The organism is Flavobacterium faecale (genome assembly GCF_003076455.1).
Taxonomy (GTDB): Bacteria; Bacteroidota; Bacteroidia; order Flavobacteriales; family Flavobacteriaceae; genus Flavobacterium; species Flavobacterium faecale.
In genome coordinates, this window is record NZ_CP020918.1 from 890446 (window position 1) to 914317 (window position 23872).

22 protein-coding genes are annotated in these 23872 nt (G+C 36.2%); 5 read left to right on the forward strand and 17 right to left on the reverse strand.

What is annotated here, in order from left to right; genetic code table 11:
• Nucleotides 1-200: 200 nt before the first annotated feature.
• From FFWV33_RS03835 to FFWV33_RS03875, 8 genes are all read right to left on the reverse strand, one after another.
• Nucleotides 201-1802, reverse strand: coding sequence for a fumarate hydratase (locus tag FFWV33_RS03835; RefSeq protein WP_108739689.1), 1602 nt, complete (start codon nt 1800-1802; stop codon nt 201-203).
• A gap of 182 nt (nt 1803-1984) precedes the next feature.
• Nucleotides 1985-2818: an FKBP-type peptidyl-prolyl cis-trans isomerase gene (locus FFWV33_RS19705; protein ID WP_342748668.1), complete on the reverse strand. Its 834-nt coding sequence runs from the start codon at nt 2816-2818 to the stop codon at nt 1985-1987.
• Nucleotides 2819-3071: 253 nt separating this feature from the next.
• The gene (locus FFWV33_RS03845; RefSeq protein WP_108739690.1) at nt 3072-4511 is read right to left on the reverse strand and encodes a nucleoside recognition domain-containing protein; all 1440 of its coding nucleotides are present in this window, start codon (nt 4509-4511) and stop codon (nt 3072-3074) included.
• Between the two features lie 284 nt (nt 4512-4795).
• Nucleotides 4796-5509 carry a 3'-5' exonuclease gene (locus FFWV33_RS03855; protein WP_108739692.1) on the reverse strand — a complete coding sequence of 238 codons (714 nt, stop codon included), beginning with the start codon at nt 5507-5509 and terminating at the stop codon, nt 4796-4798.
• A 4-nt stretch (nt 5510-5513) separates the two neighbouring features.
• Complete coding sequence (locus FFWV33_RS03860) at nt 5514-6674, reverse strand: serine hydrolase domain-containing protein (RefSeq protein WP_108739693.1); 1161 nt, start codon at nt 6672-6674, stop codon at nt 5514-5516.
• Between the two features lie 57 nt (nt 6675-6731).
• Complete coding sequence (locus FFWV33_RS03865; RefSeq protein ID WP_108739694.1) at nt 6732-7202, reverse strand: methylated-DNA--[protein]-cysteine S-methyltransferase; 471 nt, start codon at nt 7200-7202, stop codon at nt 6732-6734.
• A gap of 149 nt (nt 7203-7351) precedes the next feature.
• Nucleotides 7352-8089, reverse strand: coding sequence for a PA3715 family protein (locus FFWV33_RS03870; RefSeq protein ID WP_108742442.1), 738 nt, complete (start codon nt 8087-8089; stop codon nt 7352-7354).
• Nucleotides 8090-8205: 116 nt separating this feature from the next.
• Nucleotides 8206-8658 (reverse strand): DUF1569 domain-containing protein, encoded by a 453-nt coding sequence (locus FFWV33_RS03875; protein ID WP_108739695.1) that lies wholly within the window; start codon nt 8656-8658, stop codon nt 8206-8208.
• Between the two features lie 237 nt (nt 8659-8895).
• Between FFWV33_RS03875 and FFWV33_RS03880 the strand changes: the two genes are divergently transcribed.
• The 4 genes from FFWV33_RS03880 (at nt 8896) to FFWV33_RS03895 (ending at nt 13206) form a co-directional block, all read left to right on the forward strand.
• The gene (locus FFWV33_RS03880) at nt 8896-9357 is read left to right on the forward strand and encodes a (2Fe-2S)-binding protein (protein WP_108739696.1); all 462 of its coding nucleotides are present in this window, start codon (nt 8896-8898) and stop codon (nt 9355-9357) included.
• A complete protein-coding gene (locus FFWV33_RS03885; protein WP_108739697.1) occupies nt 9357-11540 on the forward strand; it encodes a xanthine dehydrogenase family protein molybdopterin-binding subunit in 2184 nt (727 codons plus the stop codon). The genes FFWV33_RS03880 and FFWV33_RS03885 overlap by 1 nt, the downstream gene beginning before the upstream one ends.
• Before the next feature lie 273 nt (nt 11541-11813).
• A complete protein-coding gene (xdhC, locus tag FFWV33_RS03890) occupies nt 11814-12575 on the forward strand; it encodes a xanthine dehydrogenase accessory protein XdhC (RefSeq protein WP_108739698.1) in 762 nt (253 codons plus the stop codon).
• Nucleotides 12565-13206 (forward strand): nucleotidyltransferase family protein, encoded by a 642-nt coding sequence (locus FFWV33_RS03895; RefSeq protein ID WP_108739699.1) that lies wholly within the window; start codon nt 12565-12567, stop codon nt 13204-13206. Before xdhC ends, FFWV33_RS03895 begins: the two co-directional genes overlap by 11 nt.
• A 114-nt stretch (nt 13207-13320) precedes the next feature.
• Here FFWV33_RS03895 and FFWV33_RS03900 read toward each other — a convergent pair whose 3' ends face one another.
• The 6 genes from FFWV33_RS03900 to FFWV33_RS03925 all read right to left on the reverse strand — a co-directional run bounded on the left by FFWV33_RS03900 (nt 13321) and on the right by FFWV33_RS03925 (nt 20348).
• Nucleotides 13321-13731: a c-type cytochrome gene (locus FFWV33_RS03900; RefSeq protein WP_108739700.1), complete on the reverse strand. Its 411-nt coding sequence runs from the start codon at nt 13729-13731 to the stop codon at nt 13321-13323.
• Nucleotides 13732-13945: 214 nt separating this feature from the next.
• Nucleotides 13946-14758: an SDR family oxidoreductase gene (locus FFWV33_RS03905; protein WP_108739701.1), complete on the reverse strand. Its 813-nt coding sequence runs from the start codon at nt 14756-14758 to the stop codon at nt 13946-13948.
• Nucleotides 14759-14913: 155 nt separating this feature from the next.
• Entirely contained in the window at nt 14914-15828 is a 915-nt protein-coding gene (locus FFWV33_RS03910) for a helix-turn-helix domain-containing protein (RefSeq protein ID WP_108739702.1), read from the reverse strand.
• Nucleotides 15829-16112: 284 nt separating this feature from the next.
• On the reverse strand, nt 16113-17255 hold the full coding sequence (locus tag FFWV33_RS03915; protein ID WP_245891648.1) for an MBL fold metallo-hydrolase: 1143 nt from the start codon (nt 17253-17255) through the stop codon (nt 16113-16115).
• Between the two features lie 775 nt (nt 17256-18030).
• Nucleotides 18031-19188, reverse strand: coding sequence for a hypothetical protein (locus FFWV33_RS03920; RefSeq protein WP_108739704.1), 1158 nt, complete (start codon nt 19186-19188; stop codon nt 18031-18033).
• Complete coding sequence (locus tag FFWV33_RS03925; protein ID WP_108739705.1) at nt 19188-20348, reverse strand: hypothetical protein; 1161 nt, start codon at nt 20346-20348, stop codon at nt 19188-19190. Before FFWV33_RS03925 ends, FFWV33_RS03920 begins: the two co-directional genes overlap by 1 nt.
• A gap of 573 nt (nt 20349-20921) precedes the next feature.
• On the opposite strand from FFWV33_RS03925, the gene FFWV33_RS03930 reads away from it, so the two are divergent.
• Nucleotides 20922-21431: a CIA30 family protein gene (locus tag FFWV33_RS03930; protein WP_245891724.1), complete on the forward strand. Its 510-nt coding sequence runs from the start codon at nt 20922-20924 to the stop codon at nt 21429-21431.
• 286 nt (nt 21432-21717) lie between these two features.
• Here the strand turns inward: FFWV33_RS03930 and FFWV33_RS03935 are convergent, their stop codons facing one another.
• Genes FFWV33_RS03935 through FFWV33_RS03945 form a run of 3 tightly spaced genes read right to left on the reverse strand, consistent with a single transcriptional unit; the run spans nt 21718 to nt 23870 of the window.
• Nucleotides 21718-21966: a hypothetical protein gene (locus tag FFWV33_RS03935; RefSeq protein WP_108739706.1), complete on the reverse strand. Its 249-nt coding sequence runs from the start codon at nt 21964-21966 to the stop codon at nt 21718-21720.
• Between the two features lies 1 nt (nt 21967).
• Entirely contained in the window at nt 21968-22567 is a 600-nt protein-coding gene (locus FFWV33_RS03940; protein WP_108739707.1) for a TetR/AcrR family transcriptional regulator, read from the reverse strand.
• Between the two features lie 16 nt (nt 22568-22583).
• Complete coding sequence (locus FFWV33_RS03945; RefSeq protein ID WP_108739708.1) at nt 22584-23870, reverse strand: TolC family protein; 1287 nt, start codon at nt 23868-23870, stop codon at nt 22584-22586.
• Between the last annotated feature and the right edge of the window lie 2 nt (nt 23871-23872).

Genomic DNA, 23872 nt, shown 5'->3' on the forward strand with positions numbered 1-23872 from the left:
GAGGGATTGAAATGAAAATCCTTTTTTGGGGCTTTTTCTGCCCGAAAAAAGATTGTAATGTAAAGCCCGACCCGCGTTTTTCAGCGGGGCACGCCCAAAGGAAAGCCGCACTATTTAAGCAGAACTCATAAAACACAAAAAGACCGCCAAATAGCGGTCTTTTTCATATATTACTTTGTGTTCTTTGTATTTAAATCAAACTACAAATTCTCAAAAAAGTCATTCCCTTTATCATCTGTAATGATAAAAGCGGGGAAATCTTTGATGGTGATTTTACGAACGGCTTCCATACCTAATTCAGCGAAATCTACGACTTCAACTTTCAAGATGTTGTCTTGCGCTAAGATGGCAGCAGGACCACCAATTGAACCTAGGTAGAAACCACCGTAAGTGTTACAAGCATTGGTTACGTCTTTGGTACGGTTCCCTTTGGCAAGCATAATCATGCTACCGCCGTGTTTTTGGAATTCCTCTACATACACATCCATACGACCTGCAGTTGTAGGCCCAAAACTACCTGATGGCATTCCGTCTGGCGTTTTTGCGGGACCTGCATAATACACAGGATGATTTTTGAAATACTCTGGCATTGGCTCTCCTGCATCAAGCATTTCTTTGATTCTAGCATGAGCAGCGTCACGAGCAACAATCAAAGTTCCGTTCAATTTCAAACGTGTTTTGATAGGGTATTTGGTCAATTCGGCTAAAACTTCAGCCATTGGTCTGTCCAAATCTATTTCTACTGCTGGCTCCAAATGAGGTGCTGTTTCAGGTAATAAACGAGCTGGATTCACTTCTAATTGTTCTACGAAGATTCCGTCTTTGGTGATTTTCCCTTTGATATTTCTATCAGCAGAACAAGAAACCCCCAATCCAACCGGACAAGAAGCAGCATGACGTGGCAAACGAATCACACGTACATCATGAGTGAAATATTTTCCGCCAAATTGTGCTCCAATGGCGCTTTCTTGGCAAATTAATTGTACTCTTTTCTCCCATTCTAAATCACGAAAAGCTTGACCTGCCATGTTTCCTGTCGTTGGTAAATGATCAAAATAACCCGCAGATGCTTTTTTGACAGCAGATAGATTCGCCTCAGCAGACGTTCCTCCTACCACAAAAGCCAAGTGGTATGGTGGACAAGCTGAAGTTCCTAAATCTTTGATTTTGGCACGAATGAAAGCATCCATAGATTTCTCATTCAACAACGATTTTGTTTGTTGGTACAAATAAGTTTTATTGGCAGAACCTCCACCTTTTGCCAAAAACAAAAACTCATAGGTGTTCCCTTTTTTAGCATAAATATCAATCTGTGCTGGAAGATTGGAACCCGAGTTCTTTTCTTCGAACATGCTAATAGGTACGATTTGAGAGTAACGTAAATTACGCTCTTGGTAGGTGTTGAAAATCCCTTTCGATAACCATTCGGCATCATCAACGCCTGTGTAAACGTTCTCCCCTTTTTTAGCCATAACAATGGCGGTTCCTGTATCTTGACAAGAAGGCAATTCTCCCTGAATAGCAACCGCTGCATTTTGCAACAAATTGTAGGCTACAAAACGGTCGTTATCTGTCGCTTCTGGGTCATCAAGAATGGCTCTTAATTTTTCTAAATGTGCCGTTCTAAGCATAAAAGAAACATCTTTCATAGCTTCTTGCGACAATAACTCTAGTCCTTTTGGGTCAACTGTTAGAATTTCACGGTCGCCTAGTTTTTCCACTTTTACAAAATCAGAAGAGATTTTGCGGTATTGTGTATCGTCTTTTAAGATGGGATACGAATCTTGATATATAAAATCCATAATGTGATTGTTGTTTTGTATGTCAAATATAAGAATTGTTGAAGGAACGGGTAGCAATTTATATCAAGAACTCATATAAATTAGTGAAATAAACAAGGCTCACTATTACCCCACGACTGCAAACAAAAAAAGCTACAGATTTGATTCTCTGTAGCTTTATAAAAATTGTATAGAAAGATGTATTAGTTAACCGAAATTAATTTAACATCGAAGATTAAAACAGAACCGGCAGGTATACCATTATAAGTAGCACTACCATAACCCAATGTGGCAGGGATTAATAAAATTCCGCTTCCGCCTGCTTTGAAATACGGAATACCTTCTGTCCAACCTTTAATCACTTGACTCAGACCAAAGGTTGCACTCGTACTCTGATCAAAAACGGTTTTATTGCTATAATACCCTTTGTACGAAACGGTTACATTTGAAGTTGCAGTAGGATTTACTCCTGTACCTTGATCGGTGATGATATAATACAAACCAGAAGCTGTTTTTGTTGCTGTTAAATTATTATCGGCCAAATATTTGACAATCGTAGCATCATTTGTAGCACTGTATTCTACCGCAAGTAGTTTTATTTCGAACACCAAAACTGATCCCGCTGGAATGTCACCATTGGCCGTACTACCATAAGCTAGACTTGCTGGAATGATAAGAATTCCTTCTCCCCCCTCTTTAAAAAACGGAATCCCCTCTGCAAAGCCTTGTATGAGTCCTTGCAAATTGGCCGTAAAACCTTCGTCAGCACTTTGTCCAAAAACCTTTTTGTCGGTGTAATACCCTTTGTATGAAATGGTCACATTTGAGGTTGCAATAGGTTGTTTACCCGTACCCGGCTTGTTTACCACATAATACAAACCCGAATCAGTCCTAGTCGCATTGAGGCTATTTGCCGCTACATAGGCTTTAATTTCAGCTTCGTTTTCAACAGAGTAATCTTTGGCAAGAGTAGCTACATCATCTTTACTACACGATATAAATAGGAAGGCAGCAATTGCCATAAATGCATATTTCATAAGAGAAATAGTTAAAAATTAGAAAAAACAAATATAGCATTTTGCATACAAACAGAAACAAAATCTATATCGAATAAAAAAACCAAAACAATACAAGCTATACCTGTATCATTTTGGTTTTAAAACCTATTGCATCTGCAATTGAAATTTATCGCAACAAACTTGCTACTAAAAATAAGATTACAAATCCTATTGCGATGTACTTTGCGTATTTATTCATTTTTAAACTATTTAGATTATTATTTATTTCGAATTAAAAAAACCAACTTGCTACAAATATAGCGGTTACCACACAAATTGCATCAACCAAAAGCATGGTTCCTAAGGCATAACGCGTATTTTTTATATTGACCGAACCAAAGTAAACGGCAATTACATAAAATGTACTCTCGGCACTACATTGAAAAATACTACTCAAACGCCCAGTCAAAGAATCGGCTCCAAACGTACTCATAGAATCTAATAAAAACCCTCTCGAACCTGCAGAACTAAAAGGTCTAAGCAATGCCACTGGCAAGGCATCAACAATTCCTTTGTTTACACCTAAGTTCGAAAATACATATCCAAGACCGTTGCTAATGATTTCGAACAACCCACTATTTCTGAACAGCGAAATTGCTACCAACATTCCTAAAACATAAGGAAAGATAACTACTCCGGTTTTTACACCATTGTTGGCTCCTACTACAAAACTTTCAAAAACGGTTGTACTTGCTTCGGTAAATTTCTTTTCGTGTTTGAATGAAAAAATTAAGGTAAAAGCAATAATTCCGACCAAGATTAAACCAGAAAGGTTATTAGTGAAATAGTTTTTTCCGATCAAATCCAATTGGTTCACATACATCAACAAACCAATAATAGCTCCAATTAACGCCATTAAAACCCCAACTAAAGAAGCACTTTTGAAATTGATTTTTTGTTTGATTCCCACGATTAAGAAAGCGGCGATGGTACCAATGAAGGAAGTAATGATACAAGGTAACATCACATCGGCTGGATTAGCAGCACCTGCAGCAGCACGATACCCAATGATTGATGTTGCTATTAATGTCAATCCTGACGCATGTAAGCACATGAACATAATTTGCGCATCACTCGCGCGGTCTTTCTCAGGATTGAGCTCTTGCAAACTTTCCATAGCTTTCAACCCAAATGGGGTTGCAGCCGAATCGAGTCCTAAAAAGTTAGCTGCAAAGTTCAAGGTCATGTACGAAATCGAAGGGTGGTTTTTGGGGATACTCGGAAATACTTTTACAAAAACAGGACTCAATACAGTAGCCAATTTTCCTGAAGCCCCAGAAATAATCAAGAGTTCCATCAACCCACAGAAGAAAGCCAAATAAGCAATCAAAGGTAAAATGATATCTACCAAAGTACTCTTGCACGTTGGCAATAAACCATCTGATTTTTGGACTCCGCTGTAGATTTTTACGGTTTTATTGGTGTACACATAAGTTGTGTCTGGATTTGAAAGATCACGGTTAACTACAAAAGTATTCTCTGGCGCAGCCGTAATACTGTCCTTTAAATAAACCGGAAGCTGTTCTAAATATTTTTCAGAGACCAAAACCTTATCTCCTTTCACTCCATTTAAAACAAAATCAATGGTATAGGTATTGGCAGTAAAGAGACTCACTACAATAAAAATAATCGATGAAATAAAAATTACTAACCAAAATCTACTTAAAACCATATTTATTTATTTTTTGTAAATGTAATGAATCAAAGTTCAAGTTCAAAAATCAAGTTCAAAGTTCAAAAATCAAGTTCAAAAATCAAAAATCAACTTCAAAGTTCAAAAATCAATTTCAAATTTCAAGTTCAACTATCAACTTCAAAAAAAATTACAAACAAACTTTCATTAAGTTTTATGCTTTGCATAAAACCAACTCACTGTCAAATTATTTACTTTTTTAAATTGACATTTTACTTTTACATTTTGAGCTTTGACATTTGCCATTTGACCTTTGACTTTTGCTAAACGTGAATTATCTCCTCCTCTATCAACAAATCTTCTCTTCGTAATCTCAAGAAAATTTGTGCTACGGCGATGGTATCTTTTTCGCAGTAAGTAACTATTCGATCAATGTCTTTTTCGACATAAAAAACATGTCCTACTTGACTACCATCAATATCACCTTTTGGAGAAGGAATCCCAAGGACTTTGCACATCAATTTGAGTGAGGTATAATGTTTATAATCACCAAATTTCCATAACTCTAAGGTATCTAGATGCGGAATCTCCCATGGTTTTTTGCCAAACAAATTTAGTTTGTTAGGTATCGCGATTTGGTTGATAATCATACGTCGCGCCAAAAACGGAATATCAAATTCTTTGGCATTGTGCCCACAAATTACATGTTGTGGTCCGTTGAAGTGGTTGTTGAGCAGATTATTAAAATCATGTAGCAATTTTTTTTCTTCACCAAAAAACGACGTTACTCTAAAATTCCGAACATCGCCTTTGATTACAAAAAACCCAACCGAAATACAGACAATTTTGCCAAATTCGGCCCAAATTCCAGCACGATCATAATATTCTTCTGCCGTAAAATCTTCTTTTCGTTGGTATTGCGTTTTTTGCTCGTACAATGCCTGCACCTCATCATCCAATTCCTGAAAATCTTCGTTTTCGGGAACGGTTTCTATATCTAAAAACAGAATATGGTTCAAATTAATTTTTTCGATCATAATTTTATTTTTTTTCGAGACTTAGCATTTTATAGGTTTCTTCAAGATAAACGGTAAAGTCATCCGTTTCGGCCTTTCCCTTTGTACTGCGAATGTTGCGATGTCCTAATCGAACAATAATCAGTTCGTCTTCAGGAATAGCGATTACATATTGTCCCAAATGTCCTTTCATGTAGAACACTTTTTTACCGTTGAAGGTACTCAGCCACCAACCGTAACCGTAGTTTGGTGATTGCTCAAACCTTGGTGTTACCGACTTTTCGACAAATGTACTGTCCAAAAGTTGTTTGCCATTCCAATTCCCTTTTTGCATATATAATTTTCCGAAACGAGCAAAGTCCCGTGCATTACTCGCAATACAGCAATAGGCTTTCACCAATCCGTTTGGCGCGTCGGTTTGCCACAAAGCGTCACTCTCTGCTCCCATGGGCTTCCAAAAAGATGCTGAAACGTAATTGGCCAACTTTTGCCCTGTAGCTTTTTCGATACACATGGCCAACAATTGTGTATTCCCGCTCAGGTATTTATAACTCTTACCAGGTTCTTCGATTCCTTTTAAACCTAAAATTAATTCATACAGATTGCTATCGAAATAGGCTTGGGTAGTGATCGAAAGTGGATTAAAATAGGACTCCTCCCAATTAAGACCAGAAGCCATGGACGACAAATCTCCCACCGTCATATTTACAGACTTACCTTGATTAAAAGTCGGAAAAAAATCAGAAACTTTTTGGTCCAAACTAGTAATCTTTCCATCCATGATTGCTTTACCTAAGGCCGCAGAAACGATACTTTTCGCCATCGAAAAAGAGTTCGATTTCGAATCCTTAGAATACTCATCATAGTAGCTTTCGTGCCAAATACTATCTTTTTTAATTATTAAAAAAGCAACAGTACCAATGTCTTTATGTAGGTTTTCTAATTTTTGGGTGCCTTTAACTTGGTTACAATTTTTAGCGATTTTCCACGGCTGTGGACTACCCCCTTTTGCAATTATAGTGTTATCGAAATAGTTGTAATCATCTAAAAAAGCTGTTTTATGTCCGTTGAGATAGGTAACTCTAACGGCTTTGAGCAAATACTCTTTTTGAAATACAAAGAGTACTACCACGAGCAGTACCAATAATCCTAAGAAACGGATAAGCAGTTTTTTTAACAATTTCATTTTTTAAAGTTGAATGTTTGAAACGAATTTACCAAAAAACTAGCAAACTACTCCACTTTAAAACAAACTTTGTTGGGCAGAAGGATTTTCATGTTCTAGCAGCCATTTTTTTCGGCCAAGTCCTCCTGCGTAGCCCGTGAGCGAGCCATCACTCCCGATCACACGGTGGCAAGGCACTACAATCCACAACGGATTTTTTCCATTAGCAGCCGCTACGGCACGAATGGCTTTGACATCTCCTAATTTTTTAGATAATTCGAGATACGACATTGTTTTTCCGAATGGAATATTCTCCAATTCTCGCCAGACTTTCTGCTGAAAATCAGTGCCTTTTGGGTTGAGTTTTAGATCGAATTCTATTCTTTTACCTTCAAAATAATCGGATAATTGTTGAACTGCTTCTTGCAAAATATCTGGAATAGTGTACGAAACCTCACCTTCATAGCGTACGCTGATAGCGGACAGACCATTTTGATCACCAACAATTTTGGCAATTCCGAGAAGTGTTTTAATATAGACGGTTTCCATAGATGTATACTAGTGTCTTGGCGCTACAAGAGTTTTGATATTAAAGATGCGAGTTTTTTCCATTAAGTATAAATTTTCCAAGTACAAAACTGTCTTTAAATTAAGCTAAATGCCCAAATCTCTTCTAACGAATGGTAGCGGTAATGCCTTTATTTGTATTCCGTTCCATTATACTTTAATATTTTTTGTGTTTTTTGTGTTTTTTTCTGTTCTACACAATCTTCGTTAGTTGGAATGTTTTTAGTTTCTGTCTTTATTGTTGCTAAAATTAAATTATTAAAATTATTAAACTGTGTTTTGTCAATACTTATTATAGATTTACTATCTTCAAATTCTCCGGCACAATTTGTATCCCATTCCCCGTGAAATTCTGAAATAATTAAATTTTTCAATACTTGTTTTAAGATGTTATCTTGTACAATAAACAATGACAAATCTGTTTGATAATATGGATTTGGCCTGCTACTTCCAGTATAGTTTACACGTATTCCAAATGCTCTGTCTTTTTTGTTTAACTTGTACAATCCAGTATCAATTTCTATGCTTGTAAGCATTACGGCATCTGATGTCCAAGCATTTGGTTGGTGAAACTTATATAGAATTTCTCCTGTTATGTTGTTAGCAACTATAATATATTCATCTAATTCAAAATAGTAATTGTTATATTCATCTTTTTCATTTACTATGTATTTCGGAATTACTATAACTGTTTTATCTGTTGAATAGGGTAATTTTTTTTCTGAAATTAGTTCTAAATTAACTTCGCTTTTTTTAATCTTCAATTGGTTCAAGATTTTGCTTAATAAAACATCATCTTGTATTTGTGAAAATGATAGTTGAGATATAAGTAAATAAGTGAAAATTAGGAATATTTTTGATCTTTTCATTTTCTTACGTTTTTTTTTGGCATTACCGCTAGCCATCGCACAAGATAGCATTAAAAATGCAAATCGGGCAAGCAATATAACTTTCGAAAAAAAACAAGTTCAGGTTTAAGACTAGTTTACACGCCAAATTGTGTCAAATGATGCTCCAAATGTTTGTAGAACATATTGTTCCATTCTTCCTGAGTCAATTGTCCAAAAGAATGTGATTCTTTACCATCAAAAAAGGAGGCTCCAAGTGAAGCCGTTTTTTGCAAGTGTGCTATCAATCGGTCTTTTTCTAGCTTGAAATTTTTGTTGGTCGTAATTACGAATACTGGTGCTGTACGGCCATTTTTTGTGTAGGGCTTATCGCCAACCACCACTTTTTTGACAAAGGTTTTGAGCAGCCATTTCTGAATCGCTTTTGGCTTGGGATGCTTGTCTTCAAAAACCATTTCATAAGTGATATTGCAGTGCGCTAGCATTTGAGAAACATTCATTTTTCCCCATTTTGCGGTTGAAACAGGTTGTAATTGATTGATTCTATTTTCGATTTCTGTAACAACTGTTTTTTCAAATATATTTTTCATTTCAAATGTTTAGGCGTTGACTACCAAATATATAACTTTTAAGCTTTGAAAAACAATTGCCTACTTTATGATACTGTTATGCTTTTGTAAGCCAAAAAAATCTTAAAAAAAACGACCCTGATAGCCATAGGAGCATTTAAGTGATAAATTACTCTTAAAAAAGGGTAAAATAGCTTCAAAAAAGAATTCGAAAAAGGATTAAATTGTACCTTTCTTCAAAATTTAAACAGGGCTAATATGATTACATTAAGTGTCAACAAAAAAAAATACACCTTAGAGGCTACTCCCGACATGCCGTTACTATGGGCATTGCGAGATAACTTAGGACTTACCGGCACCAAATACGGTTGTGGTGCAGGCGCCTGCGGAGCTTGTAAGATTTTTGTAAATGATGATGTGATCTACTCTTGTTTAACTCCCGTTTCTGAAGCCATTGGCAAAGAAATCACCACTATAGAAGGCACGACTGCCAACCTACAATTACTCCAAAAATCTTGGGCAGAATTTAATGTGCCGCAATGTGGTTTTTGCCAACCGGGACAATTAATTGCAGCCACGTCTTTGTTAAATTCCAATAGCAACCCTACAGATGAAGAAATTGACGATGCAATGAGCGGAAATATTTGCCGCTGTGGTACCTACCAACGCATCAAAAAGGCCATTCATCATACGGTAGAACTCAAAAAACAACAAAAATAATGAGCGAAATTCAAAACCTCAGCAGGAGATCATTTATAAAAAACATAGGATTAACTTCGGGTGCACTGATTATTGGCTCACACTTAACTTTGTTTGCAAGTGAAACCGAAACGGTATTGGCAGGAGCTTTTCAGCCCAATTTATTTGTTGAACTGCTACCCAACGGTGATTTAATCTTGGTTGCCTCACGATCTGAAATGGGAAATGGAATTCGAACTTCTCTAACCTCTGTCATTGCTGACGAAATGGAAGCAGATTGGAATAGAGTGAGCGTTCAACAAGCTATAGGACATAAAAAATACGGAGACCAAAATACAGATGGTTCGCGCTCGATACGCTACCTATATGATACCATGAGAAAAATGGGTGCTACCACTCGAACTATTTTGGTATTATCAGCCGCTCAAAAATGGAAAGTTCCAGTATCTGAATGCCATGCCGAAAACCATTTTATCGTTCATAAAAGCGGTAAGAAAATTGGTTTTGGAGATTTGGTCGAAATTGCAAAAACAATCGAAGTACCCAAAGAGATTGTTCTCAAAGATCCAAAAGACTTTAAATATATCGGTAAAAACTTAAAAAGTATCGATGTCGAAAAATATGCCAACGGAAGCGCCGTCTTTGGACTCGATTTCCGTTTGCCAAATATGAAATTTGCCGCCATTGCAAGATGTCCCGTCACTTTTGGAACGGTTAAGTCTTTTGACAAAACCGAAGCTATGAAGATTCCGGGTGTCGAAGCAGTATTTAAAATTGACCGTATCAAAACACCTTTTGGCGCACTTGGTGGTGTTGCAGTTGTAGCAACCAACACTTGGGCAGCCTTTAAAGGAAAAGAAGCTTTGATTATAGAATGGGAAAATGGTAAAAATGCCAGTTACGACTCAGAGCAATACATGGAAATGCTGACGGCCAATGTACAAAAACCAGGGGTTGTGAGCAAAACCAGAGGTGATGTCGAAGCCGCTTTCAAGTCCTCTAGCACCGTAATCGAAAGCACTTATCAATTGCCCCATTTGTCCCACGCACCCATGGAAGTACCCAATGCAGTTGCTTGGGTAAAAGAAGATAGTTGCGAAGTTTGGTGCCCAACACAAAACCCACAAGCAGCTCATGAAGAGGTAAAAAACTACCTTGGATTTGATGCTGAAAAAGTAATAATCAATGTCACACTACTTGGAGGTGGTTTTGGCCGAAAATCAAAACCTGACTATGTGGTAGAAGCAGCAATTGTTTCGAAAGCAATCAAAGGACCAGTACAAGTAGTTTGGACACGAGAAGATGAAACACAACACGGTTACTATCATACCGTAAGCTCACAATACATGAAGGCTTCACTAGATGAAAAAGGAAATGTAACTGGTTGGTTGCATCGCTTTGCCTTCCCTCCGATCAAATCGACTTTTGATCCTACATCTGAATATCCAAATGGTTGGGAAATTACCTCAGCCTCTGAAGTGCCTTTCGATATTAAAAATTTTCAAATTGAAGTTGGTCATGCCCCTGCAATGGTGCGCATTGGCTGGTTACGATCTGTAATCAATATTCCGCACGGCTATTCGATCAATGTCTTTACAGACGAATTGGCGCATGCTGCCAAACAAGACCCTCTGGCATTTAATCTTAAACTTTTGGGCGAAGACAACACAGTTGACGACAATCAAAGCAACAAATTTAGTGCGGCTCGCTCCAAAAATGTATTGCAAAAAGCGGCATCAAATGCTGGTTGGGGCAAACCATTACCCGAAGGTCATGCACAAGGATTGGCGGTTCATTATAGTTTCATGTCGTATGTCGCCTCAGTGGTCGAAGTTTCTATGGTGGATGGAATAGTGAAGATTCATAAAATAAACACTGTAATTGATTGTGGTACCGTAGTTAACAAAAACACGGTCATAGCACAAATGGAAGGTGCCGCTATATTTGGAATGTCACTCGCATTTTATGGTAAGATAACTGCCAAAGACGGTGCCATTGAGCAAAGTAATTTTGGTGATTATCGAATGATCAGAATGAACGAAGCTCCAAAAATTGAGGTCGAAATTGTAGAAAGTACTGCTCCACCTACGGGTGTGGGTGAACCTGGCGTACCCGTGATAGCACCTGCTATTGTAAATGCCATTTTCAAACTGACTGGAAAGCGATACCGAAATTTACCCTTGGCTGATTATGAATTGGTTTAATTTTTTAACCCTTTTCATAATTGAGTTGTCCTAGATCACAGCATAATTGAATTGCTTTTAGGGTGATTATATATTCGTAAAAATAAAAAAAAGCCACGAATTACACGAAATACACGAATTTGGCGGACGCAAAATTGCACAAATTTGCAATAATTAAAAAATTAGTTTAATTGGATTTTTAAAATCCCATAATTAGTGCCAATTTATGCAATTCGTGTCAAAGAACATCTAGTTCCCTTTCGCTGGAATACCAGCTACTTTAATGCTTTATAAATGAACAATTGGCTTGCCTTATTACAAGATTTCAAAACCAAAAATACTCCAGTAGCCTTGGTTACTGTGACGCATATTTTGGGCTCGGCACCTTGTAGATTAGGTGCAAAGATGATAGTCGTAAATCATAAAGAATTTTACGGCACTATAGGCGGCGGAAAACTAGAATTTCAAGTTATAGCAGAAGCTGTAACAGCGATAAAAGAGAATAAAACAAAACACTTTAGCTATACTTTGGGCCCAGAATTTGAGCAATGTTGCGGCGGAAAAGTGGCTTTATTAATTGAACCTATGAATCAATCACCACAATTGCATTTGTTTGGCGCAGGCCATATTGGTGTTGCCCTTTGTGACATTATGAAAGACACTCCTTTTGAGGTTCATTTGTACGACACTAGAGCAAATTGGCAAGAAAATTTGAAGGTAGACAAATCAATTATCTACCATAATGAACCGTTTGATTTATACAAACAAACTGTGGGTTGGGGTAGCAATTGCTATGCTGTAATTATGACTCACGACCATCGATTGGATTTTGAAATTACTGCTTTGGCATTGGACTCTGACACCAAGTATATTGGATTGATTGGAAGTAAGACCAAGAAAAACAGATTCAATTCGATGCTTATCAAGGAATTAGGAATGAAAGAAGGTATTGCTCCTGTACATTGCCCTATTGGACTAGATTTGGGGGGAAATACTCCCAAAGAAATTGCCATCAGCATTGCCTCTGAATTATTGAAAATACATTATGGAAAATAAAGCAGCATTTGTGCTATTGGCAGGGGGAAAATCTGAGAGAATGGGTTTCCCAAAAGGATTATTAGTGTACAACCAAACAGTTTGGATTTTGGAACAGCTCGACCGAATAGCCAGCACTTCTATTTGCACGGTTTACATAGGATTAGGCCATTGTTACGAAGATTATTTTTGTGTAGTTCCTTGGTTCAAAGACGCACAGCATCGATTTGTCAAATACAATGATCTTAAAATAAAAGTCATTGTTAATACCACTCCAGAAAACGGTTCCTTCTCTACCTTACAAGCCGTTCTAGCACAGGTTCCCAAAAAACAACCGGTCATAGTGCAACCCATCGATGTACCGCTACTTAATCAAACAGAATTGGAATGCATCATTAATACAACCAATGCAATTGTACTACCACAATATGAAGGCAAAAACGGGCATCCTATTCAGTTATTTCCAAAATTTTGGAATATCTTATTAAAATTAGATCAAACACATGAGAATTCACGACTGGATTATCAGATCAAGAAAAAAAACCCAAAGTACTGCAGTTATGTCACCGTGCAAGATTCATCCATAGTACATAACCTAAACACGCCCGAAGATTGGGAAAATTTCACCCAAAACACAGAACTCGTGGTTTAAATAGAGTAGTTTTCTATTATTTCGAAAAATAAAATAGGACACCGTTATTTATCTTCTGTTCAAAAATAAAAAAAGTCGCTACTACTCAAATGTAATAGCGACTTTTTTGTGGTATTATCTTAATTTTTTTACCATATCTGGTGTCACAACCGATTTGTTGTTTCCCCAACTCGCGTATACATACGTAAGCACATCTGCGACTTGCTGGTCTGACAACTCTTGCTTTGGCATTGGCGTAGTGTATTTTTTACCGTTGACAGTTATGGGACCATTCGAACCATTCAAAATTTGTTTGATCGCTCTGTTGACATCGGCATTTAAGTAATCTGACTTTGCCAAAGGCGGAAAAGCACCTGTGATTCCAGCACCATTCATTTGATGGCACGCCATACAGACTTTGTTGTAAATCGATTTTCCGTTGTTTGCTTGCTCTGGACTTGCTTTAATATCTTGGTAAGTAGGTACCGAACTGAAACTAAACAACATAAAAGCGGCAACGGCCATTCCTGCGATATATTTTTTCATACTCTAATGCGTTTTTAATTTAATTTTTCATTTATAGTAAAAACTACTCAAAAACCAAGCCATCGGTAGGATATGTCATAGGATTGATAATTTTCAGTTAGTAAAGGATAAAACAAAACAGCTTATATCAACCAAGCCGATTAAAAGCAAAAATATGGGTTTTTATAAAAACACCACCGAAGAAGAATGTTGTTCTTGGTAGCATTTCCCTTTTTTATTTTTTATAAAAAACATTTTCAATTCCTTGTCTAAAAGCTTCGTCTCCTACTTCGTTTCGCTGTGCGTACATTGCTTTTGCATCAGCGCCAGCAACATAGCGTAAGTTTGATCTTCCGTCAGTTGCGGCTTCATAAACGACAGCTGCAATTTGTTCCGGTGTCGAATAATCTTTGGCTCTTTCTGGATCCATAAAAACCGATAGGACTTTGTTCATCTGTTCTTGGTAAGCAGAATGTTGTGTCATCACTAAGGAACGACCTGCAAAATCGGTAGCAATTCCGCCTGGTGAAACTGTTTTTACTGTGATTCCAAATTCTTTTAGTTCGAATGCTAAACTTTCACTCCAACCTTCCAACGCCCATTTTGTAGCGTGATAAACCGAATTAAACGGCAAAGTAACCAATCCACCAATAGAAGTTGTAGTTATAAATGTACCTGCTTTGTTTTCTCTAAAATGTGGCAAAAATTGCTGTGTTACGCGCATCACACCCAAAAGATTGGTGTTCAATTGATTTGTTAATTGGTCATCTGTTGCTCCTTCAAATGGGCCAGCCAGTCCGTAGCCTGCATTGTTAAAAACCACATCTATTTTACCCATTGCTAAGGCCATTTTTACTGTTTTCTCGATTTGCTCCACATTGGTAACATCCAATGGTAAGAGCGTTACGTTTGCTACTTCAGCGAGTGCTGTTTCGTTTTCTGGTTTTCTCATGGTAGCGATAACATTCCAGTTGTTTTTTGCAAAAAGTAAAGCCGCAGCTTTTCCTAAACCAGAGGAAGCTCCGGTTATAAAAATTGTTTTTTTCATACTAATATTATTTTGTTTTTTGTTTTAATTGCTAAAGATTTGTGGTTCTTATTTGGCAATAACCAGCTATACTGATGCCTATTTTTAAAAGGTAAAAGCATAAATTAATTACAGTAAAAACCGGATTATTTGGGTGTATCCAAACAGAACGTTGCTTAATTCAAGCTTTGTCTGTACTCGTTTGGACTCATTGCCGTTTTCTTTTTGAACATTTTACTAAAGTATTGCGGGTATTCAAATCCCAATGCATGGGCAATTTCGCTAGCACTTTCATTAGAATTAAGCAATTGGTTTTTGGCTTTTTCGATTATAAATTGATGAATGTGGTCTTGCGTGCTTTGTCCCGTTTCTTTTCGTAACAAATCACTTAAATATTTAGACGACATGTTCATCGCTTGCCCGCAATATTGTACTGTTGGAATTCCTAATTCGATTTGTTTATTGGCTTTGTAATATTCTTTTAAAACATTCTCAAATTGACTCACAAAATCTTGATTCAAATTGGTTCTCGTAAAAAACTGACGGTCATAAAAGCGCACGCAATAGTTAAGCAACAGTTCAAGATTCGAAATGATTAAGGTTTGACTGTGTGCATCAATATTACTATTGAATTCTCGTTCGATTTTCAAGGCGATTTCAGTCACCGTTTTGCGCTCTTCGTCTGAAAGATGCAGCGCTTCATTAGACGAATACTCAAAAAAAGAATACTTTTCTATTTGCTTTCCTAAAGTTGATTTTCGAATTAGATCCGGGTGAAAAACGATACTCCAGCCGGTGTCTTCGCGATTTACATTTTGTTTTTCTACTTCCAAAACTTGATTCGGCCCCATAAAAACCATCGAACCTTCTTGGTAATCATAAGAGTTTCTGCCGTAATTGGTGATGGTAAAAGGGCAATTGTCTTTAAGACTTATTTGGTACAAGCCTACAGAATATTTGAATTTTTCGATTTCTAAATCCTTTAACTCTTTGGCCAATCGAACCACCGAAACCAAAGGGTGCTTTGGCTTTTCTAAACCAAAAAAGTCATGCAGTTCAGAAATGGTGTTTATAGTGATTATGTTTTTCATAGCTTTCTAATAAAATTAAATGACTGTTTCTTTGTAGCAACATTGAGCAAAAATGGAACGCGGATTAAACGGATTTTCAAACGCTGATAAAAACGGATTTTTTAACAAATGCAATATAATTTTGTCAAATCGAGCGCAGTTGAGATGCAATGCGTGGTTCTCGACTTCGCTCGAACTGACAATAGGACTGTTTAAAAGCATAATACTATTGATTAGAAATCTGTCTTTATCTGTGTCTTCGCGATAGCGAATCAGCGTCATCTGCGTACCTAATTCATTGTGTATTATAAATTTTGCCACCAATTGCTGTAGGTACTGTTTCCTTGTATTAGAATTTCTTGTCCAATTTTTGGTGTGATTACTGGTAGATTCAGCTGTTTGGCTTTTGCTTGTACTCGGTTAATTGGGTCTTTCCAATCGTGCATTGCCAGTTTGAAACCTCCCCAATGTATTGGCATGATCTTTTTGGCTTGAACATCTACTCCTGCTTGAGCGGTTTCTTCGGGCATCATGTGTATGTCGGACCATTTGTAGTTGTACTGCCCACATTCCATTAAAGCCAAATCGAAAGGGCCGTATTTATCGCCAATTTCTTTGAAATGCGAAGCGTAGCCGCTGTCACCACTAAAAAATAATTTCTCCTCTTTGGACTGAATCACCCACGAACACCATAGCGTACTCTGCCCATTGTTTAACTTGCGACCCGAAAAATGTTGGGCTGGTGTACAACTCAAAGTTAAGCTATCAAATTGAATATCTTGCCACCAATCGAGTTCGGATATATTAGAAGCGGAAATTCCCCAGGCTTTTAAGTGTTCTCCAACGCCTAGAGGTGTGTAAAAGTGTTTGGTTTTGTCTTTTATTTTCATGACCGTTTCATAATCCAAATGATCGTAATGGTCGTGTGAGAAGATCACAGCGTCTATGTGCGGAAGTTTTTCGATAGCGATAGGCAATTCGGCATTAAAACGGTCGGCGCCAAGCATTGGGTGCGGTGCGGCTACTTTACCAAACATTGGGTCTAGCAAAATTGTTTTGCCCTCTATTTGCAATAAGAAAGCCGAATGTCCAAACCACACCAATCGTGCTTTGCCTTTGTAATCGGCTACGTCAATCGAATCGATTTTTTGGACTTTTAAATCTTCTTTTGGGCGGCCATTTTTTACTTTGGTAGTAAAAAAATAATAAGCCACATCTAACTTTTCCGAAAAGCTAAGTTCTTTGGGAACGGCCTTGGTATTATTGAATTTTCCGTTTTTATATTGTGCCGATTTTTGGTACGCAAGTTGTTTTTCTTTCGAAACATCTCCTCCAAAATTGGGATAGAAATTCGTGAAAGCCAAATAAACAACTACCAAAAGGCTAATTATTAGGAGTGTTAGTATCATGATTCTTTTTATAATTCGTTTCAAATTTCTGTTCTTCATTTATTTAGGACAAAATTAAACGAATTATAGGGTATAGCTGTATACTAATTACTTTTCGTTGTATGCTTATTGCTGAAATTTATAGTTTTTGAGTATTATCCTTCAAGTTTAAACCTATTTGAGTATAATAATAGAAGGACAAATACCTTTTGGCACTTAAAAGCACCCAAAATATATCTACCTAGTTTGTCTTTCTGCAATAAACTCACACACGCATGCACAACGAGCATTCACAATTTGGGTCATTGGGAGGAACGCGGCAATCACGTACGGTGCGTCACCTCATTTAGAGTTGTAATTTGATTGTAAACATTTATTATTAGTGCTTGCTTTGGGTTGGCTTTTTTTAACCATATAAGCCATTAAATTTTCTAACTTCTTTGAGAATTTTAAACCATATAAGAAATTAAAGAACATATAAGTATTGGCGCTTAAAAGCACCTTACGGTACGCAAAGCATATCCACCTAGTTTGTCATTCTACAATAATCTCGCACACGCATACACAACGAGCATCTACAATGAGCAGAGCATCTACAATCAGGGTCCATTGCGAGGAACGCGGCAATCACGTACAGTATGTCAACTTATATTAAGTTGCAGATTTGATTGTAAAACGATTGTTATTGCTGTTTTCTATGGTCTAGTAACAGATTTAGCTACTGCAATTGTCAATAGGAACGGGCGCAAAGTCAGAGATATTTGCGCAGCGTTCACGATGGAATTTAGGTTTAAAAATTGAATTAGAAATTATACTTTGCGGAGCTAGGCAAGTATTATACAATAATTTCTGGTTTTGAAATTTGTATTGAATTTATTAAATGGTGAATTAGAATTTCACATTGCATTATTAGGCCAATCACGGCTCCTTTATCAACTTCGATTATTCTTTTGAAATCGTGAAAAAGTAAATTTCTAATATCATATAAGCAATCACCAGTAGCTTGTTTTGAGTATTCAGGAGATGTTTGCAAAATAAAATCCTTTAATGCATTTGTAATTTCGTTTTTATCGTCAAAATTAACTTTATCAAATAATGAATTAATAATTGAACGAGTATTATTTACCTCATACATTTTCTGAAAAAAGTCAAAGTTATTTAGACCCTCCTTCATATCACAAATAGCATCTATTCCTTCTCGGACTTTTTCTTCTAAAAGAAATTCGATAACTTGATATAAAACTAAAAAACGAAAAAGAGGATTACTATTTTCAACAAGTAGTTTTCTGTATAATAGTTTTAAAAGTGGAATGTGTTCAATTACTGAACTAGATTTGTTGATATGAATGGATTTCTCGTCACGAGTCTTTAAATATTTAGCTTGGATTAAAGAATCTAAATCATCGTTTTGGACGTCAACAAAAGACAAAACATTCGGAATTATATTCTCTGGAAAAAGATAATATCCCTTAATCGCTAGGCTAGGCAAACAGTTTTCAATAGTGAAATCATCCTCCTTAATTAGAGAATTACAAATGATTGCGTAAATCGAATTTAAATCTAATAAGTCTGAAAGATTTAACGTTTCATTTTCAGGCAATTTACTAAAATCAAAATGCTCAATTATATGTTTTGAACAATAAAATTTATAGGCTTGTATATATTCGTCAAAATCTTCATCGTATTTTTCGACGTTATCTTCTAGTGCAGAATTTGGGATAATTAAACCAATACTTTTCCCCGCATAATTAATTTTAAACAAGTCATTTTCCGCATTTAGATATGGATTTGTAAATCTATAAACGCTATAAGTTTCGGTTGGCAAATCTTTATTTACAGACCTTAAAGTATGGTTTACAGTTCCTTGCATTTTGATATTACAAGTAAGTGTAAATAAATCTTGGTCTCCATCTTTGGACCTTAAATAGAACAATTTATCATTATCATCAAAATGCGAGATAATCATTTTTTTTATATCTTTGGTAGTGTGCATTAACCTAACATATTAGCTTTATAGAATTTATTTGCTTGTTGAACTGAAACGTCTAAATTTTTAAAACCCTCATTAGACTCATTGAACATGCATCTAAAAAAGTAATAAAAATACATTCTCTGCTCATTACCAATTTTTTTTGCATTAATTTGGATTTCATCAATATGCTTAATAATTTGGTTTAATGAATCTTCAATATTATTTGACTCTATAAGGTCAATTAAATTATTAATAGATTCGATGTCTTTAGACAAACCACTTTCAATGATGAAGCTGACTGCCGCACCAAACCCCGCAATTGTTTGAACTTTTGAAAATAATTCATTAACATTTTTACCGTAAGCTCTTCGCTTTATATCACCAATGTCCTCGTATTGCCAATTAGTGGCAAGTAAATTTATTTTAAGTCTTAGTTTATTATATGCCGTGATTAGCTGTTTAAACAAATCTTTACTTTTGTCATCCTTTGTCAATGTCTCTAGATTCTTAATAATCTTTACGAGATCTTCTCTATCAAGAGGTAGATAATCTCCAGTTAAATAAGAAATAAATCCATCAAGTATGTCATTAAATTTAAATTCATTGTCTCCTGAAGGCACTTTATCTTGCGCTTCGGTAATAAAAGTTAGATTATCAAATCCTTCCTTGTAATCGGAATACAAAATTTCAACTTGATGACGAGTAGACATCGGACTTTGACCTGTATTCAACGTTAACATTCTGTATAAAACTCCAACTTTACTTATGCCGGTATAAACCTCTACCCTTAAAGGAAGTGCTAAAACTTTAGATAAAAGATCAGGTTTCTCTTTTATTTCTTTTAATAAATCTAAAATCGTGTAGGTTCTCTGCAGCCCATCTAAAATTAACAAGTCGTTACCAGCAGTTGCAATTTTTTCTAGGATATTCCCAGCATCAAAAGAAAGTTCATTATTATCATTTGGGAAAAATGCTAGCACTATTGGGGGAATTACGCACCCAACTTTTATATCTTCCTTTAGCAAGCTATAGCTTTTGTTTGCTGTTTTGACACGCTTTCTCTGAAGATCATTATTCTCTAAAATATCCTTTGCAATCTCTGAGTATTCACCAATACTGATTTCCAAAAGATGATTAATTGCAGATATTTTTGCGTCTGGTGTACTTGTTAATATTCTCATTATGTTGAATTAGATTAATCTTAATAGGCTTACTCCCAACTAATATACATGCATCGAAAAAGCGATACAAACCCACCCGATTTCTGGTCTACATATATAATAACTATGATACTTTATTCATTATGCTAATGTAAGATAAAACAATGAAAAATTTTACATATTTATTATGCAAAGCAAACTTATGTTAAAAAAACATTGTTCGCATCCCCAAAATCCCTAGCACAGACCTGCCGGCAGGCAGGTAGAAGTGGAGCTCTTTTTAATCTTGCCTATTTTGGCAAGATTAAAAAAGCGGGAACGCCCCGAAGCGTCGGGGGCTGGAAAAAGCTCCAAGAAAAAAGAACAAAATGAATACCAATTTCGAATTGGAATTATCTTCAAGTAGCCTTAATTTTGTAGTAATTGCCAAAAGAGTTAGACGGCTAGGATATATTTGCAACTATTTGTCGAAATTTTTTCCGCACCTCTAACAGTTGCAATGCTGTAAATTAGCGACCAATGGAGTAAAAACCAATCAACGGCTAAAACAATTGTTTCACCAAATTATTTACTATGAAAAGCTTTCTTTGTATGATGACACTATTTTCTGCTATGCCTCCGCAGCTACTTTTTGATTTTACTAAAAAATCTAACATTCAAGATTGGCGCGTTGTCGATGACGTGGTGATGGGAGGCGTTTCGGCGGGTAGTTTTAAATTAGATTCGAATGGGTTGGGCGTGTTTGAAGGTGCTATTTCACTGGAAAACAATGGTGGTTTTTCGTCTGTTCGTTATCGATTTCCAAAGGTGAAAACAGCAGGATATAGCACGATCGTTATCAAACTTAAAGGTGATGGCAAAAAGTATCAATTTAGGATAAAAACTAATTCGGGAGATTCGCATTCGTTTATAGCTCCTTTTTCGACTTCGGGAGAGTGGGAAGAAATCGAAATTTCGCTCCAAGATATGTATCCTGCCTTTAGAGGTAGAACACTGGAACAGCCCAATTTTTCGGATGCTTATTTTGAAGAAATTGCTTTTTTGATTGGGAATAAAAAGAAGGAACAGTTTAAACTCATTATTGACCGAATAGAATTAAAATAAAGGAGTTGATCGCAAAATTAACCTCGCTTGCATGGATTTTACCTGTCTAAAAAAGAAACAAAGTTGAAATAAATTTTGGATTGAATTCTCATAGCATGAGGAATTATGATGGTTTAATTTGCTCTTAAACAATTCTGTAGCAAATAAAATTGATTGTTAACAACTCGATCGCGCAGATTTGCAAGAAATTATAGTTTGGAAATTTTTCTGTGCCTTCAACAATTAGAATGCACCCGAATTGCAATTCTGAAATAGTCAACAGTACACGAATAACAACTTCGTTTGCTTAATAAAACAGTGTATTGGCAACTACTTTAGAAAGTTTATTCCATAAAATAAGGAACGCCAGAGTTAACACTGCCGTCATAATTAAAGTAGATTGTGCCATGAATAAGGTTAGTTCTGGGGAAGGTAATTTTGCTACTTCCAATTGCTTTTTAATTGTAGTTTGCAAAGGCTCCGTAAGCGTTAACAACCCAAAAAGTAACACAAATAGTGCTATAGTTCCGGTTAGAAATCCGTTTGATTTTTCCATTTTATAACGTCAGCTGCAAATAATCCAATCCCAATTGTGTTACCAAACCATATAGAAATAAGGAACTTACAAACTCAAATGATTTCTTTTTTACGTTTAGGTCCGTGAAATAGTAGTTGAAATAAATGCTTTTTGAAAGTACATCATAAGACTCACAAAATGCTTGGGCATCAATTTGTTCTTTGTACAATCCTTGTTGTTTGCCGTTTTCGATATTATCGACAATAAACTGCAAAATGATAGTGTCACTATAATTTATGGCATTAAAAAAGCTATTGGCAGGCCCTTTTTTAATTTCGTTTTTGACCATTGGATAAACCCGATGCATTTTTTTGTTGATGTAGGTAATAAAATGCATCAATTCTTCTAAGGCATTGTGCCCTTTCTGCTGAATTCTACTGATATTTTTCTTGAGTATTTTGGCTTGTTTTCGGATCGTTTTAATAACTAAATCTTCTTTGTTTTCGAAATATTTATAGATTGTTTTTTTCGAAATCCCACTTTTTGAAGCAATATCATCTAGGGTTACATGGTTGATTGCGCTGCTGTAAAAAAGTACAGCAGCGTTTTTCAATATTAGGTTTTTGGTTTGGTTTTTCATTCCAATTATTTTTATGTTATTCTAAACTTGAAGTCGCTTTCTTGTAATTGGCTTCACTAATTTTGAATACTGCTTTGGCATCTATCACATCAGAGAAAGCGGTTTGCCACATCACTTGTGCTTCTAGAACATCTTTTCCTATCACCGTTCCCGCATCAAAACGGTCGTTGTTTAATCGTAAGTTTTCATCTGCTTGTGCCAATGATTTTTGAGTGATTTCTATACGCTCTTTGGCACGAAGCATATCAAGTTTTGCATTTGCAATTTCGATAGCTACTAATTCTTGGGTTTGTTCCAATTCAAATTTTTGTGCTTCTACTTTAAAATCTTGTTCTTTTACTTTTTGTTTGCGACCTCCCCAATCAAAAACGGGAACTTTCACGCTCAACATGGCATAGTACGAACTAAAATTATTATCGCCTGTAGCAAAATTAATTCCTTTGCCCAGACCGTATAATCCGCTTACGTTCATTGCTACTGTTGGTTTTCTGTCTGCTTCAAGTAGTTTTGATTTTAATTCTTCGATAGAAACCGCTTTTTCAATTATTTTAATTTCAGGACGATTTGCGATCGCGTTCTCCTGCGAAAGCTGACTTTCGATAGCATTAATCTCGATCTCAGCATCTTCGATGGTAAATTCAGTTTCTTTCGAACCAATTAATTGCGCCATTTTTAAATTTAAAATGGTCAATGCATCTTTGGCTTTCGATAAATTTAATTGCGCTTGATTGAGTTGTACTTGCACACGCAAAACATCATTTTTGTAGATGATTCCGGCATTGTACGAATTGTTTAAATCCTTTAATAATTGACTCAACATCGCATTAGACTTGGTGGCCAAATCAATTTTACCTTTGACATTGATAATTTGCCAATAAGTGGTCTCTACATCAAGAAGCACTTCGTTATTGGTCAATGTTTTTTGTGACGTATAAAGCGCCACTGCGGCAGTACTCATTTGTTTGGCAGTATTTATTTTGCCACCTGCATAAATGACTTGTGTTACGCCCAAGGTTACACTAGCATTGTATTCCGGTAACAAAGCGCTCAAAGGTTTCCCTACATTTAGGCCAGTTGCGCTCGCTTCTACACTTGGTTTGTTGGCTGTAAAAGCACCTACTTCAGCGGCAGTGGCTGCATCGATTGAAGCAGTGGCTTTTTTGATTTTTTTATTGTTCGATAAAGCCTCTTTTTTAGCAGTGTCAAGGGAGAGATTTCTCCCCTGAGCAAAGCTGTTTGTGGTAAGGCTGGCAGCCAATAGCGTGAAAGCTACTATTGCCATCTTTATATTTTTTGCAGACATGA

Coding starts and splice junctions, on each gene's coding strand:
- FFWV33_RS03925 (WP_108739705.1), bottom strand. CDS start 20,348: ATGAGAATATTAACAAGTACACCAGACGCAAAAATATCTGCAATTAAT.
- FFWV33_RS03930 (WP_245891724.1), top strand. CDS start 20,922: ATGACACTATTTTCTGCTATGCCTCCGCAGCTACTTTTTGATTTTACT.
- FFWV33_RS03880 (WP_108739696.1), top strand. CDS start 8,896: ATGATTACATTAAGTGTCAACAAAAAAAAATACACCTTAGAGGCTACT.
- FFWV33_RS03860 (WP_108739693.1), bottom strand. CDS start 6,674: ATGAAATTGTTAAAAAAACTGCTTATCCGTTTCTTAGGATTATTGGTA.
- FFWV33_RS03855 (WP_108739692.1), bottom strand. CDS start 5,509: ATGATCGAAAAAATTAATTTGAACCATATTCTGTTTTTAGATATAGAA.
- FFWV33_RS03905 (WP_108739701.1), bottom strand. CDS start 14,758: ATGAAAAAAACAATTTTTATAACCGGAGCTTCCTCTGGTTTAGGAAAA.
- FFWV33_RS03940 (WP_108739707.1), bottom strand. CDS start 22,567: ATGAAAAACCAAACCAAAAACCTAATATTGAAAAACGCTGCTGTACTT.
- FFWV33_RS19705 (WP_342748668.1), bottom strand. CDS start 2,818: ATGAAATATGCATTTATGGCAATTGCTGCCTTCCTATTTATATCGTGT.
- FFWV33_RS03835 (WP_108739689.1), bottom strand. CDS start 1,802: ATGGATTTTATATATCAAGATTCGTATCCCATCTTAAAAGACGATACA.
- FFWV33_RS03895 (WP_108739699.1), top strand. CDS start 12,565: ATGGAAAATAAAGCAGCATTTGTGCTATTGGCAGGGGGAAAATCTGAG.
- FFWV33_RS03875 (WP_108739695.1), bottom strand. CDS start 8,658: ATGAAAAATATATTTGAAAAAACAGTTGTTACAGAAATCGAAAATAGA.
- FFWV33_RS03920 (WP_108739704.1), bottom strand. CDS start 19,188: ATGCACACTACCAAAGATATAAAAAAAATGATTATCTCGCATTTTGAT.
- FFWV33_RS03935 (WP_108739706.1), bottom strand. CDS start 21,966: ATGGAAAAATCAAACGGATTTCTAACCGGAACTATAGCACTATTTGTG.
- FFWV33_RS03885 (WP_108739697.1), top strand. CDS start 9,357: ATGAGCGAAATTCAAAACCTCAGCAGGAGATCATTTATAAAAAACATA.
- FFWV33_RS03870 (WP_108742442.1), bottom strand. CDS start 8,089: ATGAAAAGATCAAAAATATTCCTAATTTTCACTTATTTACTTATATCT.
- FFWV33_RS03865 (WP_108739694.1), bottom strand. CDS start 7,202: ATGGAAACCGTCTATATTAAAACACTTCTCGGAATTGCCAAAATTGTT.
- xdhC (WP_108739698.1), top strand. CDS start 11,814: ATGAACAATTGGCTTGCCTTATTACAAGATTTCAAAACCAAAAATACT.
- FFWV33_RS03900 (WP_108739700.1), bottom strand. CDS start 13,731: ATGAAAAAATATATCGCAGGAATGGCCGTTGCCGCTTTTATGTTGTTT.
- FFWV33_RS03845 (WP_108739690.1), bottom strand. CDS start 4,511: ATGGTTTTAAGTAGATTTTGGTTAGTAATTTTTATTTCATCGATTATT.
- FFWV33_RS03910 (WP_108739702.1), bottom strand. CDS start 15,828: ATGAAAAACATAATCACTATAAACACCATTTCTGAACTGCATGACTTT.
- FFWV33_RS03915 (WP_245891648.1), bottom strand. CDS start 17,255: ATGAAGAACAGAAATTTGAAACGAATTATAAAAAGAATCATGATACTA.
- FFWV33_RS03945 (WP_108739708.1), bottom strand. CDS start 23,870: ATGTCTGCAAAAAATATAAAGATGGCAATAGTAGCTTTCACGCTATTG.